The sequence below is a fragment of the Aeromonas aquatilis genome, assembly GCF_054052405.1.
In genome coordinates, this window is record NZ_JBSTYP010000013.1 from 12037 (window position 1) to 32111 (window position 20075).

A 20075-nucleotide genomic window follows, 5' to 3' on the forward strand; every position below is an offset into this window, starting at 1 on the left:
ACATGAGCATAAAACGATCCTTTTATCATCTGTTGCTGCTTTGCCTGTTCGCATTGAGCCACCCCCTGCGGGCTCAGGAGCCTGAGCTGGAATTGTGGCACTCCCAGCAGGCCGGTTACGTGATCGACGAGGTGATCGCCCGCTTCAATCAGGAAGGGCATCACAGGGTGCGGGTCACCCAGATTGAACCGGGCAAGATCAAGGCGGATATCCTGCTGGCGGCTCAGGCAAGGGGGCTGCCCGATCTGATGCTGATCCCCTCCGATTTTATCGGCCTCTATCGCCAGATGACCCTCGCCACCCTCCCGGCCGAGTGGTTTTCTCCCGCGCTGATGGCCAGCGCCCTGCGTTATGTCACCCTAGATCGGCAACGCTGGGGCATGCCCATGATGCAGGGCAACCATCTGATGCTGTTTTACAACAAGGCGCTGGTCTCGACTCCGGTGACCCAATGGCAGCAACTGGCTGCCATCACCCCGGCCCTCAAGGCCAAGGGGGTCTACCCCGTCAGCTGGCCCTATCACGACATGTACTATTTCGCCGCCTTTTTACACACCTTTGGCGGCTCGCCGGTGACCGAAGGGCGCATCACCCTCGACAGCCCGGCCATGGTGCAGGCACTGGAGGCCTACCGCACCGTCGCCAGCGAACAGTGGGTCGATCCCGAGTGCGACTATGACACCGCCCTCGCCCGCTTCAATGAGGGCAAGAGCGCCTACCTCATCAACGGGGACTGGGCCTTCAATGATCTGGTGAAGAACATGGGGGATAAGCTGGGCGTTGCCCTGCTGCCCCGCTGGCAAAGCCATCCCATGCACTCCATGAGCGGCGCCTACGTGATGGGAGCCTCCCGCTGGGCGATGGATGATGAGGATCGCCAGCCCGTCATCAAGGCACTGATGGCCTTTATCCAGCGTCAGGATATTCAGCAGTTCATCTATCAGCAGGGGGCGCTGCTGCCGGTCAATCAGCAGGCTTTTACCGCCATCAACCGCCGTCCCACGCCTCAGGAAAAAGTGCTGCTGGAACAGTTCACCCTCAGTACCCCCATGCCCTCCGACAGCGCCATGTCCATCACCTGGCAAGCGATGGAGAAAGGGTTCGAGCGCTTTAAAGAAGGGATCAGTGCCGCCGACACCGCCCGCTATATGCAGCAGCTGGCCGATCAGCAGTACCGGCAGGTCAAAACACCATGAAACATCGCACCTTTCGGCTCGGCCCGACCCTCATCATCATCCTGTTCACCGTCGCCCTGCTGCCGGCACTGCTGGCCAGCACTGTGTTGCTGATCCGCCAGCACCAGATCATCGCCCAGAGCGAGCAGTCGCAGCTGGAGCGAGCCCTCACCAGCATGACCCGCGAAGCCCGCTTTCGCAGCGAGATGATCGGCACCCAGATCAATCAGCTCAGCCAGGATCGGGTGCTCCATCAGGCCCTCGACAACTTTCTCTTCTCCAGCCATGCCCGGCTGGCGCTGGCCACCTTTGTCAAATCCAACAGTCTGCTCACCTCGGCCTACCTCATCGATGACAAGGGGTTGGTGGTGGAGTACATCAATGGCCAGGCCTCCCACCTCGAGTCGAGCAACCTGATGCCGCAGCTGATGGCCTGGGGCAAGACCCGCGAGGCAAAACAGGGCAAGCATCTGCTGCTGTCCGTCGATGATCCCGTGCTGGTCGACGACATGGAGCAAAACCGCAGCGGTGGGCTGGCGCTGGTAGCCCCCATCTATCGCAACCACCAGCGCGCTGGGGTGATGCAGACCCCTTCCGGCTTCGTGATGGCCATCCTCCCCTGGCGGCAGATGGCCCAGTTGCTGGAACCCTATCTCAAGGGGAGCGAATATCTGGTGATCTCCCAGGGCGAGAACCGTCTCTACGAAGGGGCTCACCAGAGCGCCAACGCCATGGATGACAGGGAGCCAAGCAAGTTGGCGCAGCCCCTGGCCATTGGCTGGCCCCAGCTGGAGCAAGAGATCACCCCCACCATCACCCTCTACAGCTACAGCAATGACAGGGTCAGCGAGCTCAATAAATCCCAGCAGTTGCTCACCATCAGCATCGTCGTCATGTTGCTGCTGGTGGCCATCGGCTGTGTCTGGCTTACCCGCTGGCTCACTCGCCCCCTGCGCTCGCTGGCCGCGCTGGTGCGCAGCTATGGCAAGGGCAACTACCAGCAACGGCAGGCGCCGCTGCGCTTTGTGGAGTACGACGAGGTGCGCCAGTTGCTGCAGGAGATGGCCTACACCATCTCGGATCAGGTGCGGGCGCTCTATCAACAAAATGAACAGCTGCAGCAGGCCAATAGCGAGAAAGAGGCCTTCAACCAGCGGCTGCTCGGTTTCAACGACGAACTGGAGCAAGAGGTCGCCTCGCAAACCACCGCCCTGCGCTCGGCCCTGAGCCGGGAGGAGCGCAGCCGCCATATCCTGCAGTCCTGGCTGCAGTTCGGTCTGCACCAGCAGCTGGATGTGGATATTGCCGAGCTGGCCAGCTCCGCCCTGCTGCAACTCTCCCAGCTCTATCCCGGCCACCGCTGGGGGCTGGTGATCCGCCGCGATGGCCAGCCCCACTACTCCCTGACCCAGGGGGTCGATACCCCCTTGCGGGATGCCCTGCAGGAGAAACTGGCTCAACTGATGGATGAGGAGGTCAAACACTCCGAATGCCAGTGGGACAACGCTCTCTGGAAGATCATGACCCTGCCCGGCAGTCAGAGCGGTGTACTGTTCGGCTATCTGATGGTGAGCGCCGAAGGGCTGGAGTCCGAAGACAGGGCCATCTTGCGGCTGTTTGCCAAGCAGCTGGCGGTGGGCATCGAGGGACGACTCTTTACCGATGAGCTGGCGCGGGTCGCCCGCACCGACAACCTCACCGGGTTGCCCAACCGGCAGGCGTTCGAAGAGGCCTTCCATCACTATCAGGCGGTGCTGGCGCGCCATCCCGAGCGTCACCTCGCCCTCTTCATGCTCGATCTCAACGGCCTCAAGCGCACCAACGACCAGTATGGGCACGAGGCAGGCGACGCCCTGCTGATCCAGATGGCTCGCCAACTGCGCACCCTCTGCCGTCAGGATGAGAAGATCTTCCGTATCGGCGGCGACGAGTTCGTGCTGCTGGCGGAGGCGGATCACCTCGCCTGCCAGCAGCTGGCGGCCAGACTGAAGGCAAGCCAGCACCACGCCATCGTGCAGCATGGAGAGCACAACTTCCCGCTGCGTTTTGCCATCGGCTGGAGCAGCAGCGACCAGACTCCGTTGGCGGAGCTCAGCCGGGTAGCGGATGACGCCATGTATGCCGACAAGACGCGCTTCTATCAGCGGCAGCCATAAAACCGCAAGCCACCACGATTGGCGAGCCTTTCGCCAACGCCCTGATCAGCTCGCAAAAATGGCGCGCAACGCTAGACGCGACGCGGACCATGACTAAGATAGGGGCTCTTGATGTCTCGATTTGGAAGGGAGTAGGAAATGGAGTTAGTACTTGGCCCGCTGGAAGCCCGCGTCATCGGCTGTCTGATTGAAAAAGAGATCTGCACCCCGGATCAATATCCCCTCTCCCTTAATGCACTGGTCAATGCCTGCAACCAGAAGAGCAACCGCGAGCCTGTGCTGGATCTCTCCGAGCTCGATATCCGCGCCGTGGTAGACGAGCTGATCCGCAAGCGGCTGGTGGTCAACACCGCCGGCTTCAACGCTCGGGTGCCTCGCTATCAGCACAGGTTCTGCAACACCGAATTTGGCGAGCTGAAATTCAGTGCCCAGGAGCTCGGCATCGTCTGCGAACTGCTGCTGCGCGGCCCGCAAACCCCGGGGGAGCTGCGCTCGCGCACCAACCGCCTCTGCAGCTTCGATGATGTCACCGAAGTGGATGCGGTGCTGACCCAACTCATCGAGCGTGGCCCCTACGTGGTCAAGCTGCCGCGCGAGCCGGGCAAGCGCGAATCCCGCTACGCCCACCTGTTCAGCGGCGAAGTGGATATTCAGGCGATGATGGATGCCGCCCCCGCCGCGGCCTATGCCTCCCCTGCCGCCGACCGTCTGAGTGAGCTGGAGCAGGAGGTGAGCGAGCTCAAGAGCCGTCTCGCCGCCATGGAAGCGCGGCTGGCTGCGCTGGATGGCCAGGGCTGATCGCCTTTACCATCGCCAATCTCTATCAGGGAGCCGGGGCTGATGTCCCCGGCTCCCTGCGTTTTTTTATCGTGAGGAAGTGCCCGTGATCTCCCTGATTAAAGAGTCAGACCACCAGAAGATGCCCTGGAAAAACCAGCAGGGCACCACCAGCCAGATCCTCATCTCCCCCAAGGGGAGCAGCCTTGCCAAACTCGACTTTGACTATCGACTGAGCTCGGCCCCCATCAAGAGCGCAGGCCCCTTCTCCCCCTTTCCCGGCTATCAGCGCATTTTACTGCCGGTGAGCGGGGCAGGCTTTGTGCTCAACGGCCACCCCTACGCCACCTTCGAGGCGGCGCACTTTAGCGGCGATGAGGAGACCCACTGCGAGTTGCTGAAAAAAGAGGTGACCGATCTCGGGCTTATCTACCATCCGGATCGCATCAGCGCCAACGTGCGGGTGCTGAACCTCCCCTTCCCGCTGACCCTTACCCTCGAGCCAGAGAAGACCTACCTCTGTCACCTGCTGAGCGGCCAGCTGGCCGTGCAGGGCAAAGAGGTGGCCATCAACGAGACGTTGGTGGTGACCGGTGAAGAGAGCATTCACTTAGAATGCCAGAAGAAGACCGCCATCGCCTTCTTTACCCTGCAGGCCAAATAGCGCAAAAGTCGGCGGTGTGCAGTCATGCCACGCCACACACAAACAGCAGAGATGAAAAAGCCGGGAAATCCCGGCTTTTCTATTGAGGCAACCGGCTCGTGCCGGTCAGCACCTTAGTTGACCTTGAAGGAGCCCTTCATCATGGCGAAGTGGCCGGGGAAGGAGCAGAAGAAGGTGAGATCCTTGCCCGCCAGACCGTCGGTCTTGAAAGTGACGCTGCTGCTCTCGCCGCCGCCGATCAGCTTGGTGTGAGCCAGCACACGGGCATCGTCCTTGGGCAGATAGCCGTTCTCGGCCCCGGCGCTCATCCCGGCAGTCGCCACGGTCTGATAGTCGGCGGTGCTGGCCAGCACCCAGTTGTGACCCATGGCGGTAACAGGCAGCTTGCCGGTATGGTTCAGGGTGACCGTCACCTCCTTGCAGGTGGCCGGCACGCTCATCTCTTTCAGGTTGTACTGCATGGCATCATTGCCTTCGATGACCAGTGCACACTCATCCGCCAGCACAGGGGCAGCCAGGGTACTCAGAAACAGCAGGGTAATCGCCTTTTTCATCATCTTCTCCTTTGATTGGCAATGGATGGCAACGACTTGGCGGATGCGGTTAACGCTTCGCAAAGATGCTGTCTAAATCGACCTTCATTTTACTCAATTGTCTTCAATCGGCTATGGCTTTTGGCCAAAGCTGCGGGCCAGGTCACCAGACAGTGCTCTACTCGCCACTCTCTCCCTCATGGAGGAACGATACGACCCGCTCCCGCCACAGGTTCAAAACTGTTTAATTTATTCTGCCCTTTTCCCTCCGATTGGCCCCATCAGGGCTCGCCCGGCGGGCGCCCCTTGGCTAAGCTAGCGCCCCGATATGAACCTTCTCCAGATGAGAGCGCCGGATGATTGCGATAACCCCTGTGGCGGCCCTGCGCGGCCTGCTGCTGACCCTGCTGCTGGCGCTGGCCGGCTGCCAGCCCACCCCGCCTGCCCAGACCCGTATTCAGGGCAAGACCATGGGCACCTACTATGTGGTGACCCTGAGCGATAGCTATCCCGGTGGGGAGCCCGCCCTCAAAAGTGACGTAGAGAGACTGCTAGCCCGGATGAACAAGGAGATCTCCACCTACGATCCCGGCTCGCTCATCTCCCGCTTCAATCAGGGGCCAGCCAACACCCCGTTTGCCATCCCGCCCGCCATGGCCATCATTGTCCAGCAAGGCATTGATGCCGGTCGCCTGACCGACGGCAAGCTGGATGTGACCGTGGGGCCTCTGGTCAATCTATGGGGCTTTGGCCCGGACAAACGGCCGGTCAAGCGGCCCGATGAGGCGGCCATCGCCGCCGCCCGCCACAAGGTGGGCATCGACAAGCTGACCCTGACCCCGCTGGGGGATCACTTCCTGCTCGAAAAAACGATCCCGGATCTTTATCTCGACCTCTCCACCCTCGGCGAAGGGGCCGCCTCCGACGAGATTGCCGCCCTGCTCGAGGGCAAAGGGGTACACAACTACCTGATCGAAGTGGCGGGAGCAGTGCGCAGCAAGGGCAACAACAGCAAGGGTTCACCGTGGAGAGTGGCCATCGTCGAACCCTCCGATCAGCCGGGGGCATTTTCCGATATCGTCATCCCCAACGGCATGGCGCTCAGCACCGCAGGCAGCTATCGCAACTACTACGAGCTGGATGGCCAGCGCTACTCCCATATCATCGACCCCGCCACCGGCCTGCCGGTCACTCACAAGCTGGTCTCCGCCAGCGTGATCACCCCGACCGCGCTGGAGGCCGACGCCCTCGATACCGCCCTGATGGTGATGGGCCCAGAACAGGCGATGGAATTTGCCAAACAGCATCAGCTGGCGGTCTATCTCATCGTCAAAACGGATAAGGGGTTCAAGGCCGAGTTCACGCCGCAATTTGCCCCCTATCTGGCAGAGAAAAAATTGTGAATCGAGGGCCCTACTGCGGGGCCCTCTCATTTCGTCTGGCATTTAGCCCGTGACGGCGACAGGACAATGTATGCAAACGGCAACTTGGCCAATTGCCTCTACGGCTGCTTTGGTGGCACACTTTCCCTCATCAGCCCGTAGCGCCTCGACCCAGACAGATGCAGACACCTGAACAAGAGCCAGAAAAAAAGAGCCCAGCCAAGCCCCAACGCATTCTGATGGTCAATGAGCAACGCTCATTTCAGGTGATGATGAAGGCGATGCTGATCAATCTGGGGATCAGCAACATCACCTATTCCAATACCGCCGAGGATGCGCGGCGCCGCTGTCAGAAGGGCAGTTTCGACATCTATCTCATCGATTACGATCTGGGGATCGGCGAAAACGGTCGCCAGCTGCTCGAGAGCTTGCGCGACAAAGATCTGATCCCACCCCAGAGCGTGGTGATCATGGTGAGTGGCGACAGCTCCCGCGCCATGGTGCTGAGCGCGCTGGAAGCCGAACCCGACGAATACCTGATGAAGCCCTTCTCCCAGGAGCAGTTCTCGTTTCGCCTCAAACGCGCCCTCGCCCGGCGCAACGCGCTGGCCAGCGTCTTTAGCGCGCTGGCCGATGACAATCTGGCGGCCCTCATTACCGCCTGCGCCGAGCGGGCCGATGCGGTGCCCCGTTTTGCCAACTACTGCCGCTGCCTGCAGGCCGATACCCACCTCAAGCTGGGCCAGGCACAAGAGGCGCGCTCCCTGATGCGCCAACTGCTGGCCGGGCAGGAGAACAGCTGGGCCCGCCTGACGCTGGGCAAGGCGTGCAACACCCTGGGGCTCCACGAAGAGGCAGTCAGCCATCTGCAGGCGACCCTCAAAAATACCCCGCTGATGGTGGAGGCTCACCTCTGGCTGGCGGAATCCCTGCTGGCCCTTGGCAACGATGAAGCCGCCCAGCAAGAGCTCAAGCGGGCGGTGGATATCTCCCCCCAGTCGGTACAGCTCTCCCGCCGACTGGCGGAAGTGTGCCTGCAGCGCCACGACTACGCCCAGGCCAAGGATGTGCTGCTTGCCCTCATCGACCTGTCGCGCAACTCCATCCATCGCACCCCCCACTATCTGGGAGCCTATATCCAGACCCTGACCCTCTACGCCCTCAACAGCAACGACAGCTACCACATCGCCAATCTGCAAAAGCAGGTCAATTCGGCCCTGTCGCGCATCCGCGATTCGTTGATGATGTCGGAGTTCAACTACCCGGTGTTCGAGCAGATCTGTCAGGCGCGGGTGCAGATTGCGCTGGGGGAGCTGCTCAAGGGCAAGAAGATGCTCTATCGCGCCAACCAGAACTGGCTCGATGAACCGGCCACCATGCCCCCCGCCCTGCTAGGCGAAACCATCCTCGCCCTCTATCAGCTCGGCGAGTTCGAATATGCCGAAAGCCTGCAGGGGCTGCTGGCGGAAGACGAAGATCGGCTGCTCACCACCTGCATTCAGGCAACCCGCGATGACAAGACGGTGCTGGAGCGGCGTCAGCGCTACCAGCAGCTCAACGATCTGGGGATCAAGGCCTATCAGAGCGGCGAGCTGGAGCAGGCCCTCGGCCATTTCCGCGAGGCCCTGCGCCGCGCCCCCGCCAATACCGGTGCGGCTCTCAACAAGATCCAGGTGCTGCTGCAACTGATGCAGAAAAACCGCAAGAGCCCGGAGTTTGGTGCCGAGTGCAAAGAGACCCTGGACGTGCTCGACGGCATCCCCCTCAACCCGGCCCAGCAGGAGCGTTTTCGCAAGCTGCGTCAGGAGTTCAACCAGTTCAGCTAAGACGCCGCCACGCCCCCCTTTCCCCGCCTATGCTGAAACCAGTTCGGCAATGCGAGGGAAACGAAGATGGCGATGTGTCGTTATCTGGTGGCCGATGGCCGCCACTGCAGTGAAGAGGCTGGCGAGCACGATCTCTGCCACTGGCATGATCCCCACCATACCCATCAGGAAGCCCGCAGCGCCGAGGCGCTTGAACAGTACGTTCGCGCTGGCGGTCTCTGCCACGGCCTGCAGCTGTCACGGGCTAATCTGGCGGGTCTCAATCTGGTCAACAAGGAGTCCGATCAGGGATTTTTGTTGGAGCAGTGCAACCTCTATCGCGCCAACCTGCGCGGTGGTCACCTCTACGGCCTGCGCATGAAGGGCGGCAGCCTGATGAAGGCTGATCTGAGTGATGCCAACCTCCAGTGCGCCACCCTCGATGACGTCAATCTGCTCGGCATTCGCTGGCACAACACCCGGCTCGACAACATGCAGACCGGCAAACGGGTGATGCAGGATCGCAAGGGGCGCCGCGAGCGGGATCCCAAACAGGCGCGCATCTGGTTCAAGGAGGCGGAAGAGACCTACCGGGATCTGCGCAAAGCCTCGGAGGCACAGGGGATCTTCACCATGTCCGGCAACTATATCCAGCAGGAGCTCACCATGCGCCGGCTGCAACTGCCGTTCTGGTCGAGCCAGCGCTTCACCTCCTGGGTGGTCGATCTCTTCTGTGGCTATGGCGAGGCTCCGATGCGGGTGGTGCTCTTCTCGTTGCTGCTTATCCTTATCTGCAGCATCTTCTACTTCTTCTTTGGCCTCAATTTTGCGGGCAACCACCTGATCTATCGACCTGACGCCCCCCTTGAGGAGAACCTCATCTTCCTGCTCGAATGCCTCTACTACAGCGTGGTCACCTTCACCACGCTGGGGTACGGCGACTTCACTCCAGTCGGGCTCTCCAGGATCTTTGCCGCCTTTGAAGCCTTCACCGGCAGCTTCACGCTGGCGCTGTTTGTGGTGGTTTTCGTCAAGAAGATGACCCGCTGACGCCTCTCCCTGCCAAGCGGGTCGGCCACTGGTGCTGACCCGCGCCCCGAACTTGCATCCACCGCCGATTCCTAGTCCAATAGCCACTTATAAAAATGACATGAGCATCCCGGACATGAAGATCATCTCTTTCAATATCAACGGCCTGCGCGCCCGTTTGCACCAACTGCAAGCCATCATCGACAAGCACCAGCCCGATGTGATCGGCCTGCAGGAGATCAAGGTGCACGATGAAGCCTTCCCGCTGGCCGATGTGCAGGCCATGGGCTATCACGTAGAGTTTCACGGCCAGAAGGCCCACTACGGGGTCGCCATCATGAGCAAACAGAAGCCGGTCAAGGTGGAGAAAGGCTTCCCCACCGATGATGAAGAGGCCCAGCGCCGGATGATCATGGCCACCTTCGAGCGCGAAGACGGCTCTCTCATCAAGGTGATGAACGGCTACTTCCCGCAGGGTGAAAGTCAGGATCACGAGACCAAATTCCCGGCCAAGCAGAAGTTCTACGAGGATCTGCAGCACTACCTCGAGAGCAATCACACCCCGGACGACCAACTGGTGCTGATCGGGGATATGAATATCTCCCCCACCGATCTCGACATCGGCATCGGCGAGGCAAACCGCAAACGCTGGCTGCGGGATGGCAAGTGCTCCTTCCTGCCCATCGAGCGGGAGTGGATGGAGCGACTGAAAGGGTTTGGCCTGACCGACACCTTCCGCGCCGCCAACCCTACCGAGTGCGAGCGCTTCTCCTGGTTTGACTACCGCTCCAAGGGCTTTGACGAGAACCGCGGCCTGCGCATCGACCTCATCATGGCCTCCGATGCCCTCAAGGATACAGTGACCGAGACCGGTATTGACTACGAACTGCGCGGCATCGAGAAACCCTCCGACCACGCCCCCATCTGGGCCTGCTTTGCCTGAGGTCGCACATGTTAAAAGAGAGACGTAACTGATCTTGCCCAACCGCGACACAGCTTACGGCAGCACTCAATAGGGGCGTAAACGCCTGTCCAGACAAGGTGCCTCAGGGCACCTTTCTCTTTGCCTACCATGATGGGTGTTCCCGCACAGCACACACATACAGACTCACGCTCCCCTGCAGCAGGCCCTGGCTATTGCAGATCTCCTCTCTGCGTGACGATCTCGCTTGTTTTTTGACCAAACAGTCACCTCAATTGGTCATTCAAGCAGGTTAGGTTCAGATTGCAGTCCTATCATCTCTCGCTCAGGTCATAAAAACAGTTGTGTTTTTTATCATGAAGTTAATGATGTATATGGATAAGTGTGCTGAACGCAGCAACCGATATGGATCCAACAGGAGTGTGATGATGAAGGCGTCAAATGCCGGAAGATATGCTTACAAACGCAGCTTGCTCACTTTGGCACTGCTCAGTGGACTGACCGCCTGCGGAGGAGAAACGACCCAGACGGCACAGAATATGCCCGCTGTACCTGTGGTTGTTGCGACCGCCACTCCGACTGATGTTCCCCTGACCAGCGAGATGGTGGGAGAGACCGCCGGTTTTCGCGAGATTGAAGTGCGCTCTCGGGTCAGCGGTATCTTGCTCAAGCGCACCTATGTCGAGGGTCAACCGGTCACTGCCGGGCAAGAGCTGTTCATGATAGATCCTGAGCCCTACAAGGTGGCACTTGAGCAGACTAAAGGGACCCTGGCTCAGGAGCAGGCACGCCTGAACAAGGCGCGGGCGGACCGCGATCGTATCATTCCCCTGTTCAAGCGCCAGGTGGTAAGTCGCAAGGATTATGACGACACCATCGCCAACTACGAGGCAGCCGTTGCCAGCCTGCAAGCGGTGCAGGCCAAGGTGAAAGAGGCCGAGCTCAATCTCAGCTACACCCAAGTCACCGCCCCCATCGACGGTATGGCGAGCAAGAGTTCCCAATCCGAGGGTAGCCTGATCTCCACCAGCGGTGACAGCAGCCTGCTCACCACCATCACCCAGTACAACCCGCTCTACGTCAACTTCTCCTACTCGGAGCAGGATCGCCTCAACTTTGAGAACTCGGTGAAAAAGGGATTGATTGAGGCCAAGGATGCCACCAACTGGCGTACCTATATTCAGCTGGCCGATGGCTCTGTCTATCCCGAAGCGGGCAAGCTCAACTTCTCCGATAACCGGGTTGATCCACAGACCGGCACCATCCGTGCCCGCGCCATTTTTGACAACAAGGACGGCGTGCTGCTGCCCGGCCAGTTCGTGCGCATGACCATTGATCTGGGGACCCGCAAAAATGCCATCGTCGTGCCGCCACGGTCCATCGTTCAGTCCCAGGCTGACCGCATGTTGATGGTGGTGGACGCCGAGAACAAGGTCACTCCCCGCCCGGTCAAACTGGGCCCGGTGGTTAAAGATGGTGTGCTTATCGAAAGCGGCCTCGCCGCTGGTGATCGTTTTATCGTCGAAGGCTTGATGAAAGCCCGCCCGGGCGCCGTGGTCAAACCGGTCAGTGCAGACGAGATGAAGGCGATCACTGCCAGCATGGCTGGTCAGAGCCCGGCCAAGTAAGGAGTTCGTATGTTTTCCAAGTTCTTTATCGAACGCCCCATCTTCGCCAGTGTGATCTCAATCATCATTGTGCTGGGTGGCTTGGCGGCGATGCGGGCGCTGCCCATCGAGCAATATCCCCAGATCACCCCGCCTGTGGTGTCGGTGACCGCGTTCTACCCGGGTGCCACCCCGGAGGTGATCTCCCAGACGGTCGCCGCACCGCTGGAACAGCAGATCAATGGTGTTGAGCATATGCTCTACATGCAGTCTGGCTCGGCGTCCAATGGTCAGATGAACCTCAACGTCTATTTCGATATCGGCACCGATCCCGATCAGGCGACCATCAACGTCAACAACCGGGTCTCGGCCGCTATGGCCCAGCTACCGGAAGAGGTGAAAAAGCAGGGGGTGACGGTCAAGAAGAAATCGACCTCCATCCTGCAAGTGATCACCCTCCAGTCGCCAAACGGCTCGTTTGATACCACCTATCTCTCGAACTACGCCCTGCTCAACATTATCGACGAGCTCAAGCGTATCCCCGGGATCGGTGACACCACGCTGTTTGGCGGTACCGACTACGCCATGCGTATCTGGTTACGCCCCGACAGACTGGCCCAGTTGCAACTCACCCCGAGCGATGTGATCGGTGCCATTCGTGAGCAAAACACCCAGTTTGCCGCAGGCAAGATCGGTGCTCAGCCCACCTCGACCCCCATCGACTTCACCTACACGGTGCAGACCAAGGGACGGCTTGAGGATGTGAAAGAGTTCCAGAACATCATCGTCCGCTCCATGCCTGACGGCTCCAAAATCCGGGTCAAAGATGTGGCTCGGGTCGAGCTGGGGGGTAAGGATTACGATCTGGTCGCCCGCGCCAACGGCAAACCGGCCATCGGTATCGCCACCTATCTGCAGCCCGGCGCCAACGCGGTCGCGGTCGCCGATGCGGTGCACACCACCATGGAGAGACTCAAGGAGCGCTTCCCACAGGATGTCGAGTTCCAGATCCCCTACGACACCACAGAGTTCGTCAAAATCTCCATCGAACAGGTGGTTCACACCCTGTTTGAGGCCGTCGTTCTGGTGTTCGTGGTGGTCTATCTGTTCTTGCAGAACTTCCGTGCCACTCTGATCCCCTGTATTGCAGTACCGGTATCGCTTATAGGTACCTTTGCCGGCATGCTGGTGCTGGGTTTCTCCATCAACCTGCTCACCCTGTTCGGTATGGTGCTCGCCATCGGTATCGTGGTGGATGACGCCATCGTGGTGCTGGAGAACGTCGAGCGGATCATGCAGGAGAAGAAGTGCTCTGCCAAAGAGGCGGCCATCCTCGCCATGCAGGAGGTCTCCGGTCCGGTGATCGCCATCGTGCTGGTGCTCTGTGCCGTATTCCTGCCGGTCGCCTTTATGGGCGGCATGACCGGGGTAATGTACAAACAGTTCGCCATTACCGTGGCGGTCTCGGTCGCTATCTCCGGCCTGGTGGCTCTCACCCTCTCCCCCGCCTTGTGTGCACTTCTGTTGAAAGAGGGTCATCACAAGCCCGCTCGGTTCTTCGTCTGGTTCAATGAAAAATTTGACCAGTTGACCCGTGGTTATGTGCGCGGGGTCGCCTTCCTCAACCGTCGGGTCGGGGTGGCATTTGGCTTTATTGCCATCATGCTGGTCGCCATTTATGGTCTGTTCCTCAAGGTGCCGGGAGAGCTGGTACCGAACGAAGATCAGGGTTACCTCATCTCGGCGGTGATGTTGCCAGATGCCGCCTCCATGAGCCGGACCCAGGCGGTCGCGGATCAATTTGACAAGATGGCCATGGCCAACCCCAACGTGAAGGATGTGATCACCTTCTCCGGGTTTGACATCCTCTCCAACGCCATCATCAGCAACAGCGGCCTCACCTTCATCACCCTCAAGGACTGGAGCGAGCGTCAGGGGGCGGGTCAGGACTCCTTCGACCTGGCCAAGACCCTGCAAGGCATGAGCTTGATGGGATTGGCAGATGGCTTTGTTGCCTCCTTCAATCCGCCCCCCATCCAGGGGATGTCCACCACCGGTGGTCTTGAGGGCTATCTGCAAAACCGGGGCGCGGGCAATGCCCAAGCGTTTTCGGCAGAAGTAGAGCAGTTCCTTGCCGCCGCCAAACAGCGCCCCGAGTTCGCCAGTGTCACCTCGACCTATCGTGCCAACGTGCCGCAGGTCTACCTCGACCTGGACCGTGAAAAAACCAAGGCGCTGGGACTGCCGATCAATGCGGTGTTCGACACCATGCAAGCCACCTTCGGTCAGGTTTACGTCAATGACTTTAACCAGTTTGGCCGTACCTACCGGGTGCAACTGCAGTCCGAAGCGGACTACCGCGCCAAGAAGAGCGACATTCGCAACGTCTATGTCCGCTCCAATACTGGCGAGATGATCCCGCTCAGCAGTCTGGTCACGGTGCGCGATGCCACTGGCCCCGAACTGGTCGAACGCTTCAACATCTTCCAGGCCGCCAAAATCATGGTGCAGCCCGCCCCCGGCTACAGCTCTGGCCAAGCCATTGCAGCCCTTGAAGAGGTTGCCAGCCGCACCCTTGGCAACGATGCCAAGCTGGAGTGGACCGGTTCTGCCTATCAGGAGAAAGCCGCGGCAGGCAGTGCTGGTCTGGCGTTCGGATTTGGTATCGTGATGATCTTCCTCATCCTGGCCGCCCAGTATGAACGCTGGAGCCTGCCGTTTGCGGTGATCACCGCGGTACCGTTCGCCCTGTTCGGTGCCCTGCTCGCCACCTGGCTGGTGGGACTCACCAACAACGTCTACTTCCAGATCGGGCTGGTGACCCTGGTCGGCCTTGCCGCCAAGAACGCCATCCTGATCGTGGAGTTCGCGGTAATGAAGCACGAAGAGGGGATGAGCCTCATCGAGTCGGCACTGGAGGCGGCGCGCCTGCGTTTCCGTCCCATCGTGATGACCTCGCTCGCCTTCATCCTCGGCTGTGTGCCGTTGGTCACCTCCAGCGGGGCCGGTGCGGCAAGCCGTCACGCCCTCGGCTGGCCGGTCATCGGCGGCATGCTGGCGGCCACCTTTATCGCCATCTTCTTTATCCCGCTCTTCTTCCGGCTGATCATGCGCAGTTCGGAAAAACGGGCCTGAGCGTTTAGCTAAAACTCATCCAGCCCCTCCATCACGGAGGGGCTTTTTTATGTCGGTGAGTTACATCGCAAACAGATAGGCCTTCATCGCCTTGAGACGCACTGTGGCCGCGCCGATGATGTCGATAAAACCGAGCAGCGGATGGGGTTTGTGCGCCGAGATCCAGGCCGAACCGGTCGCTCCGATTGGCAGCACCACCCCTTCCGGCTCCAGCATGTCGAGTACCACGGTACGACCATGGCTGGACATGTTGTTGCCCACATGCTGGCGCACATGCTGATCACCCTGCATCGCATTCATCTGGGCCTCACCCGTACCGGTACGCACCGAGTGAACCCGCGCCCCGGATAGGCATCCACATAAAATTCGGCAAACTGGCCCGGCGCAATGGCCCGGTAACTCTGATCCGGAATACGGAACTCCAGAAACTTGCGCGAGGTGTCGTAGAGGTGCATGTTGCCGGTGCGCGACCCGTTGGCCAGATTGACCACCGACACCTGGCCGTCGAATGGTGCCCGGATCACCTTCTCTTCGTTCCGCCGCTGCTGCAACACCAGCTCGGTCCCGAGATTCTGCACCTGGGCATCGATCATCTTCACCTTGGCCTCGCTGGCACTCAGTTGTGCCAGATCGCCGTCGATCTGGGCCTGCAGCTGATCACGGCTCTGGATGCTGGAAAAACTGCCCAACTGGGTCAGCCGTGCCAGCTCCTTGCGATTGAGGGTCAGCCGCGACTGGATCGCCCGCTGCTGGCTCTGCTCGGCAATGGTCTGAGCCTGCTGGGCGGCAATCTGGTAACTCAAGGCCTTCACTTTGCCCTCACTCTCCCAGTCGGCGAGGGTGTAGATAGGCTGTCCCCGCGTCACCTGCTGGTTGTGGGCGACATGGATCTGGTCAATCTGATGAAACTGGTTGGTGCCAAGCAGCGGGCCCAGCACCGCATGGGGTGCCTTGACCGTTGCCGAATCAGTGAAATCCACCGGCGCCAGATGGCGGGAGGTGGTCAGCAACCCGAGGGCCAGCAAGGCCCCGATCGCGGTGCTCCAGAAACCGGTCTTGAGGTTCCAGGGCAGCACTTTCAGTTTGACCAGCAGCCAGACGATCAGGATATAGGGCAGCAGGATCTCTTTCATGATGTCTCCCCATCGTGGCGACCGCGGCGAATACCATGGCCGATGATCAGGCTCATCCGCTCGGCCAGCACATCCCAACGGGCAAAGGCGATAATGATGGCCAGCACCCACCAAGTCTTGTCGATAAACAGTCCTCACAGGGAGAGCGCGAACACCAGGGTGATATGCACCGACTCGGACAACTTGGCACGATGCACCGCGATCTCGTGCAGTTGCCACAGCAGATAGACCAGATAAAGCACCACATAGAGGGTAATCACGGTGATCACCCCCATAAAGATCTCGGAGTCGAGCAGTACCATGATGGCCGGCAGCGCATGGCTGAACTTGGCCGCCTCAACCGGATAGATGTGAGCCCCTTTAGAGAAGAAGATCACCAGAGCGACCGTGACCAATATAAACGTCAGGCGCCAAAGCCAACGTGCTAACGCAGAGGCAGGTTGTGATGACATTCGCTGTTGCTCCTCGAGTAAAGGATGATCAAACGGGTGAACCTCAAGGGCCACCCGGCGCATAACCCGCACCGAACGGTCACAGCCGGATCGGCGACGGGCAGGATGGAGAAGCCCCCAACCAGTGGGGGCTTGCAAGACTCACACCTCAGAACTGGTGCTGTACACCAATGTTGAAGAAGTTGAGGTAGCTGTTGTTATAGGTGCCGGAGATTTCCGGGCGGATAGGTCCGCCATCGTGGTGAACCGGCATATCCCCCAACCAGGCCAGGGTATAGCTCGCCTCTAGCTTGGTGGCCGGGCTCAGCTGATAGCTGGCCCCCAGCCCCCAGCGCCAACCCGCGCCCATCGGCAGGGTGACGGTACGGTAAGCATCGTCCACGGCGCTGCTGTCATAAGCGATACCGCTGCTCAGTCGCAGGGCCGGCGTCATGTCGAACTGGGTACCCAGACTGAGATGCCAGGTATCCTTGTAGTGCATATCAATGTTCTTGCTGTATTGCGCCGCGTTAACATCAATGTCACCGAAACGGGACCACTGCTGCCAGTTGGCGCTGGCCAGCAAGGCCCACTGGTCGTTGAGCTGATGATAACCGCTCAGGGTCACGGTCTGCGGGATCATCATATCGACGCCCAGACCACCGAGACGATTCAACGGCGCTTGAGAGAACAGCTGGTCTTCCAGCTCCCACTTCAGTTCGGAGAAGTAGCTCAGACCGATGCGGGAGTGTTGGTCCAGCTCGTAGAGCACCCCGAAGGAGGCACCATAGGCCCAGTCGCTATCGGAGAACTCACGCCCAGACAGCGGATTATTACCCCTCGCAGCGACCTCTAACGAGGTTTCAAGCGAGCCATGCATGGCAATCAGACTGGCCCCCACCGTCCAGTTGGAATCGATGCGATACGCCAGGCTCGGGGCGAAGGCGATACCGGTCAGCTTGGCGGACTGTACATAGCCACGACCCTCCCAACCATCGCCATAGTCGATACCCAGACCGTGGCTGCCAAACATACCGATACCGGCTACCCACTGTTCATTGATGGCATGGGTCAGATAGAGACTGCCCAGCGGCGCGGTCTGCAACGCATTGCCGCCGTTGTTGCCACCATTGTCCAAGTCCAACTCAAGGTCGCCGTAGACCACACCGCCATTGACCTGCAGCTGGGTGCCTTCCAGCATGGTCATACCGGCCGGGTTGCTGGCGATGGTCTCTGCCCCTTGGGCGCGGGCGGCAGCCCCTGCGTTGGCCAGCGCACTGTTGGCTGTGCTGGTTTCGTAGAGGGCAAGGCCGCCGGCCATGGCTGATGGACTCAGCAAGGCGGCAAACATCAGCGACAACAGTCGTGGCTGCATTTCAATACTCCTGAATAATGAACATGGGGCACCCGGCAGGGAGTGCATCTCGAACGTTGTTTTTATACGTCTGGCAATCAGCATCCGGGAGGCCAACGGCTTTATGCTGCACGTTCATGGCGTCACGCTATTGATGGGGTTGGCAAGCATGTTGTGAGGCCAGGATCCCTGCTGCAACCGGTATCCGGCAGCGGGAAACGCACCATCACGCAATAGTGGTGACTGATTGGGGAGCATCCTAACGGTATAAAAGGCAAGCTTCATTAGGGTTGGGCATACGCAATAGTTAAGAATTACTTAACGGTTTAGCATCAACACCTCAGCCCTGTTACACAGCGCAGGTCCGGGCCCCTCTTCTGCCTGCAGGGGATGGCGGATAGGCTCACCCTGAGCGGTGAGTGTAACCGTCTCTACGACAGCCGGTTTTTCCCTTCCCGGTTTTCCCGTTTGTGGGATGCAGTGCAAAAATGGCACCTCCATCCTCATCTAGAATCAGAGGGCATCATCCGGGAGTGATTTCATGCTGATCGAATGGTGGCTCTCTGCCACCCTGGCAAGCTCGACCCTGACGGCCTGCGGCCACCATGACTATCCGCCGTGGAACTGGCACGCGGACGGCAAGATTGTGGGCGTCTGTGCCGAGGTGGTGAGCACTCTCTATCAACGGCTCGGCCTCAAGGTCGATCTCTCCTATGTGGGGCCATGGGCTCGCTGTCAGCAAAAGGTGGCAGCGGGCGAGGTGGACATCAACATCTGTGCCCTGCGCAACGAGGAGAGATCGCGCTACTCCCGTTTTACCCAAACCCCGATGGCGATCAACGACATGGCGGTGTTTGTGCGCCAACCCAGCAACCGCTTGCTGCAACGACGGGAGGATCTGACAGGATTGCAGGGCGCCATGATGATAGGGGTCAGCCTCGGCAGCGAGCTGGATGGTTTTTTGCAAGACCATACCCGCATCCACAGGGTCAACTCCCTCAAACAGGTATTTGGCCTGCTGGCCAATGACAGGGTGGACTTCGTTCCTTATGGCCGCTCTTCCGGCCGACTGTTCCTGAGAGAAAATTACCCTGATAGCGGGCTGGCGGATCTGCTTTGGCCACTGCAGCGGGGCGAGCTCTATATTTCCGTCTCGCTCCGTTCCCCCCATCTTGGCACCCTGGAACAACTGGAACCCATGCTGCAGGCGCCGGGCATGGGCCAGTGGATAGACCAATTGCTGGAAAAATACAGCGACCTCTACCTGCAGCAGCAGCGCCAGCAGAAGCCTTGACCTTCTCCTCAAGGCAAGGTTTACAGTCTAACTATCTGATCCCGAAGGATGCCCGGATTGTCACTCACCCAGCTTGCTGCAAGATTGTCCTCTGTTGCTATGGCCCGGCTATTGCTGGCGCTGCTGCTTATCTGCAATCTGACCCTCTGCATCAGCTGGCACGGGGCGCAACCAGCGCTCGACACCTCGCCCCGACAAATGGCCTCCCAGCCCCACAACATGGCGATGAGTGGCGGCGAACCGATGGCCAGCATGGATCACCAATCTCCTACCGCGTCCCTCTCCTGCCATCTGGGGATGGGAGATGACGCCACCCCAAGCGGTGACTGCCAGATGCAGACCGGCGTCTCTGGCGCAGCCAGCGCCCTGCCGCTGTTTGGCATGCTGCTCTCCCTGTTTATCTTGCCGCTGTTGTTGCTGCCCATAGGGACGGCGAGCAGCGTGCTGGACAACTGGTTGCGGGATCCCTTCCTGCGATCCCGGGGTACCCATCCCCCCTCCTGGCCACGCCGACACCTGATGCTGTCGGTGCTGCGCCACTAGAAAGCGCTTCTCTTGCGGCAGCGGCAAGCCTCGGCTTGTCCGCTTTCTGCCGCCTTGCCTGACCCTGTGCCCCGGCCAAACCGGCCCGCTCACAGGGAGCCGTGCGCGCTGATACAGCTGCGCCCCGTTTGCCGC

General features: G+C 59.9%; 17 protein-coding genes. 12 read left to right on the forward strand and 5 right to left on the reverse strand.

Features of this window, described 5'->3' with window-relative positions:
* Positions 1–2: 2 nt before the first annotated feature.
* The 4 genes from ACW5W8_RS06790 (at position 3) to ACW5W8_RS06805 (ending at position 4772) form a co-directional block, all read left to right on the forward strand.
* Positions 3–1196, forward strand: a complete 1194-nt coding sequence (locus ACW5W8_RS06790) for a sugar ABC transporter substrate-binding protein (RefSeq protein WP_498627017.1) — start codon at positions 3–5, stop codon at positions 1194–1196.
* Positions 1193–3331, forward strand: a complete 2139-nt coding sequence (locus ACW5W8_RS06795; RefSeq protein ID WP_498627019.1) for a diguanylate cyclase domain-containing protein — start codon at positions 1193–1195, stop codon at positions 3329–3331. Before ACW5W8_RS06790 ends, ACW5W8_RS06795 begins: the two co-directional genes overlap by 4 nt.
* Before the next feature lie 138 nt (positions 3332–3469).
* Positions 3470–4129 (forward strand): YceH family protein, encoded by a 660-nt coding sequence (locus ACW5W8_RS06800; protein WP_317114952.1) that lies wholly within the window; start codon positions 3470–3472, stop codon positions 4127–4129.
* A gap of 85 nt (positions 4130–4214) precedes the next feature.
* On the forward strand, positions 4215–4772 hold the full coding sequence (locus tag ACW5W8_RS06805; protein ID WP_498627021.1) for a HutD family protein: 558 nt from the start codon (positions 4215–4217) through the stop codon (positions 4770–4772).
* Between the two features lie 113 nt (positions 4773–4885).
* Here ACW5W8_RS06805 and azu read toward each other — a convergent pair whose 3' ends face one another.
* Complete coding sequence (azu, locus tag ACW5W8_RS06810) at positions 4886–5326, reverse strand: azurin (protein WP_076494211.1); 441 nt, start codon at positions 5324–5326, stop codon at positions 4886–4888.
* Between the two features lie 335 nt (positions 5327–5661).
* Between azu and ACW5W8_RS06815 the strand changes: the two genes are divergently transcribed.
* From ACW5W8_RS06815 to ACW5W8_RS06840, 6 genes are all read left to right on the forward strand, one after another.
* Positions 5662–6708 carry an FAD:protein FMN transferase gene (locus ACW5W8_RS06815; protein ID WP_498627022.1) on the forward strand — a complete coding sequence of 349 codons (1047 nt, stop codon included), beginning with the start codon at positions 5662–5664 and terminating at the stop codon, positions 6706–6708.
* A gap of 158 nt (positions 6709–6866) precedes the next feature.
* Positions 6867–8513: a response regulator gene (locus ACW5W8_RS06820; RefSeq protein ID WP_498627023.1), complete on the forward strand. Its 1647-nt coding sequence runs from the start codon at positions 6867–6869 to the stop codon at positions 8511–8513.
* A 66-nt stretch (positions 8514–8579) separates the two neighbouring features.
* Positions 8580–9542 carry an ion channel gene (locus ACW5W8_RS06825; RefSeq protein WP_498627024.1) on the forward strand — a complete coding sequence of 321 codons (963 nt, stop codon included), beginning with the start codon at positions 8580–8582 and terminating at the stop codon, positions 9540–9542.
* Positions 9543–9657: 115 nt separating this feature from the next.
* Positions 9658–10464 (forward strand): exodeoxyribonuclease III, encoded by an 807-nt coding sequence (gene xthA, locus ACW5W8_RS06830; RefSeq protein ID WP_498627025.1) that lies wholly within the window; start codon positions 9658–9660, stop codon positions 10462–10464.
* A gap of 407 nt (positions 10465–10871) precedes the next feature.
* A complete protein-coding gene (locus ACW5W8_RS06835; protein ID WP_498627074.1) occupies positions 10872–12071 on the forward strand; it encodes an efflux RND transporter periplasmic adaptor subunit in 1200 nt (399 codons plus the stop codon).
* Between the two features lie 9 nt (positions 12072–12080).
* Positions 12081–15185 (forward strand): efflux RND transporter permease subunit, encoded by a 3105-nt coding sequence (locus ACW5W8_RS06840; RefSeq protein WP_498627026.1) that lies wholly within the window; start codon positions 12081–12083, stop codon positions 15183–15185.
* Between the two features lie 60 nt (positions 15186–15245).
* Here ACW5W8_RS06840 and ACW5W8_RS06845 read toward each other — a convergent pair whose 3' ends face one another.
* The 4 genes from ACW5W8_RS06845 to ACW5W8_RS06860 all read right to left on the reverse strand — a co-directional run bounded on the left by ACW5W8_RS06845 (position 15246) and on the right by ACW5W8_RS06860 (position 18124).
* Positions 15246–15485: a hypothetical protein gene (locus ACW5W8_RS06845; protein WP_498627027.1), complete on the reverse strand. Its 240-nt coding sequence runs from the start codon at positions 15483–15485 to the stop codon at positions 15246–15248.
* Positions 15482–16318 carry an HlyD family secretion protein gene (locus tag ACW5W8_RS06850; RefSeq protein WP_498627029.1) on the reverse strand — a complete coding sequence of 279 codons (837 nt, stop codon included), beginning with the start codon at positions 16316–16318 and terminating at the stop codon, positions 15482–15484. The genes ACW5W8_RS06845 and ACW5W8_RS06850 overlap by 4 nt, the downstream gene beginning before the upstream one ends.
* A 134-nt stretch (positions 16319–16452) precedes the next feature.
* Positions 16453–16770 (reverse strand): hypothetical protein, encoded by a 318-nt coding sequence (locus ACW5W8_RS06855; RefSeq protein WP_498627030.1) that lies wholly within the window; start codon positions 16768–16770, stop codon positions 16453–16455.
* Positions 16771–16918: 148 nt separating this feature from the next.
* Entirely contained in the window at positions 16919–18124 is a 1206-nt protein-coding gene (locus tag ACW5W8_RS06860) for an OmpP1/FadL family transporter (protein WP_498627031.1), read from the reverse strand.
* Positions 18125–18644: 520 nt separating this feature from the next.
* On the opposite strand from ACW5W8_RS06860, the gene ACW5W8_RS06865 reads away from it, so the two are divergent.
* Positions 18645–19397 (forward strand): substrate-binding periplasmic protein, encoded by a 753-nt coding sequence (locus tag ACW5W8_RS06865; RefSeq protein ID WP_498627032.1) that lies wholly within the window; start codon positions 18645–18647, stop codon positions 19395–19397.
* Positions 19398–19445: 48 nt separating this feature from the next.
* A complete protein-coding gene (locus ACW5W8_RS06870; protein ID WP_498627034.1) occupies positions 19446–19940 on the forward strand; it encodes a hypothetical protein in 495 nt (164 codons plus the stop codon).
* Positions 19941–20075 lie beyond the last annotated feature (135 nt).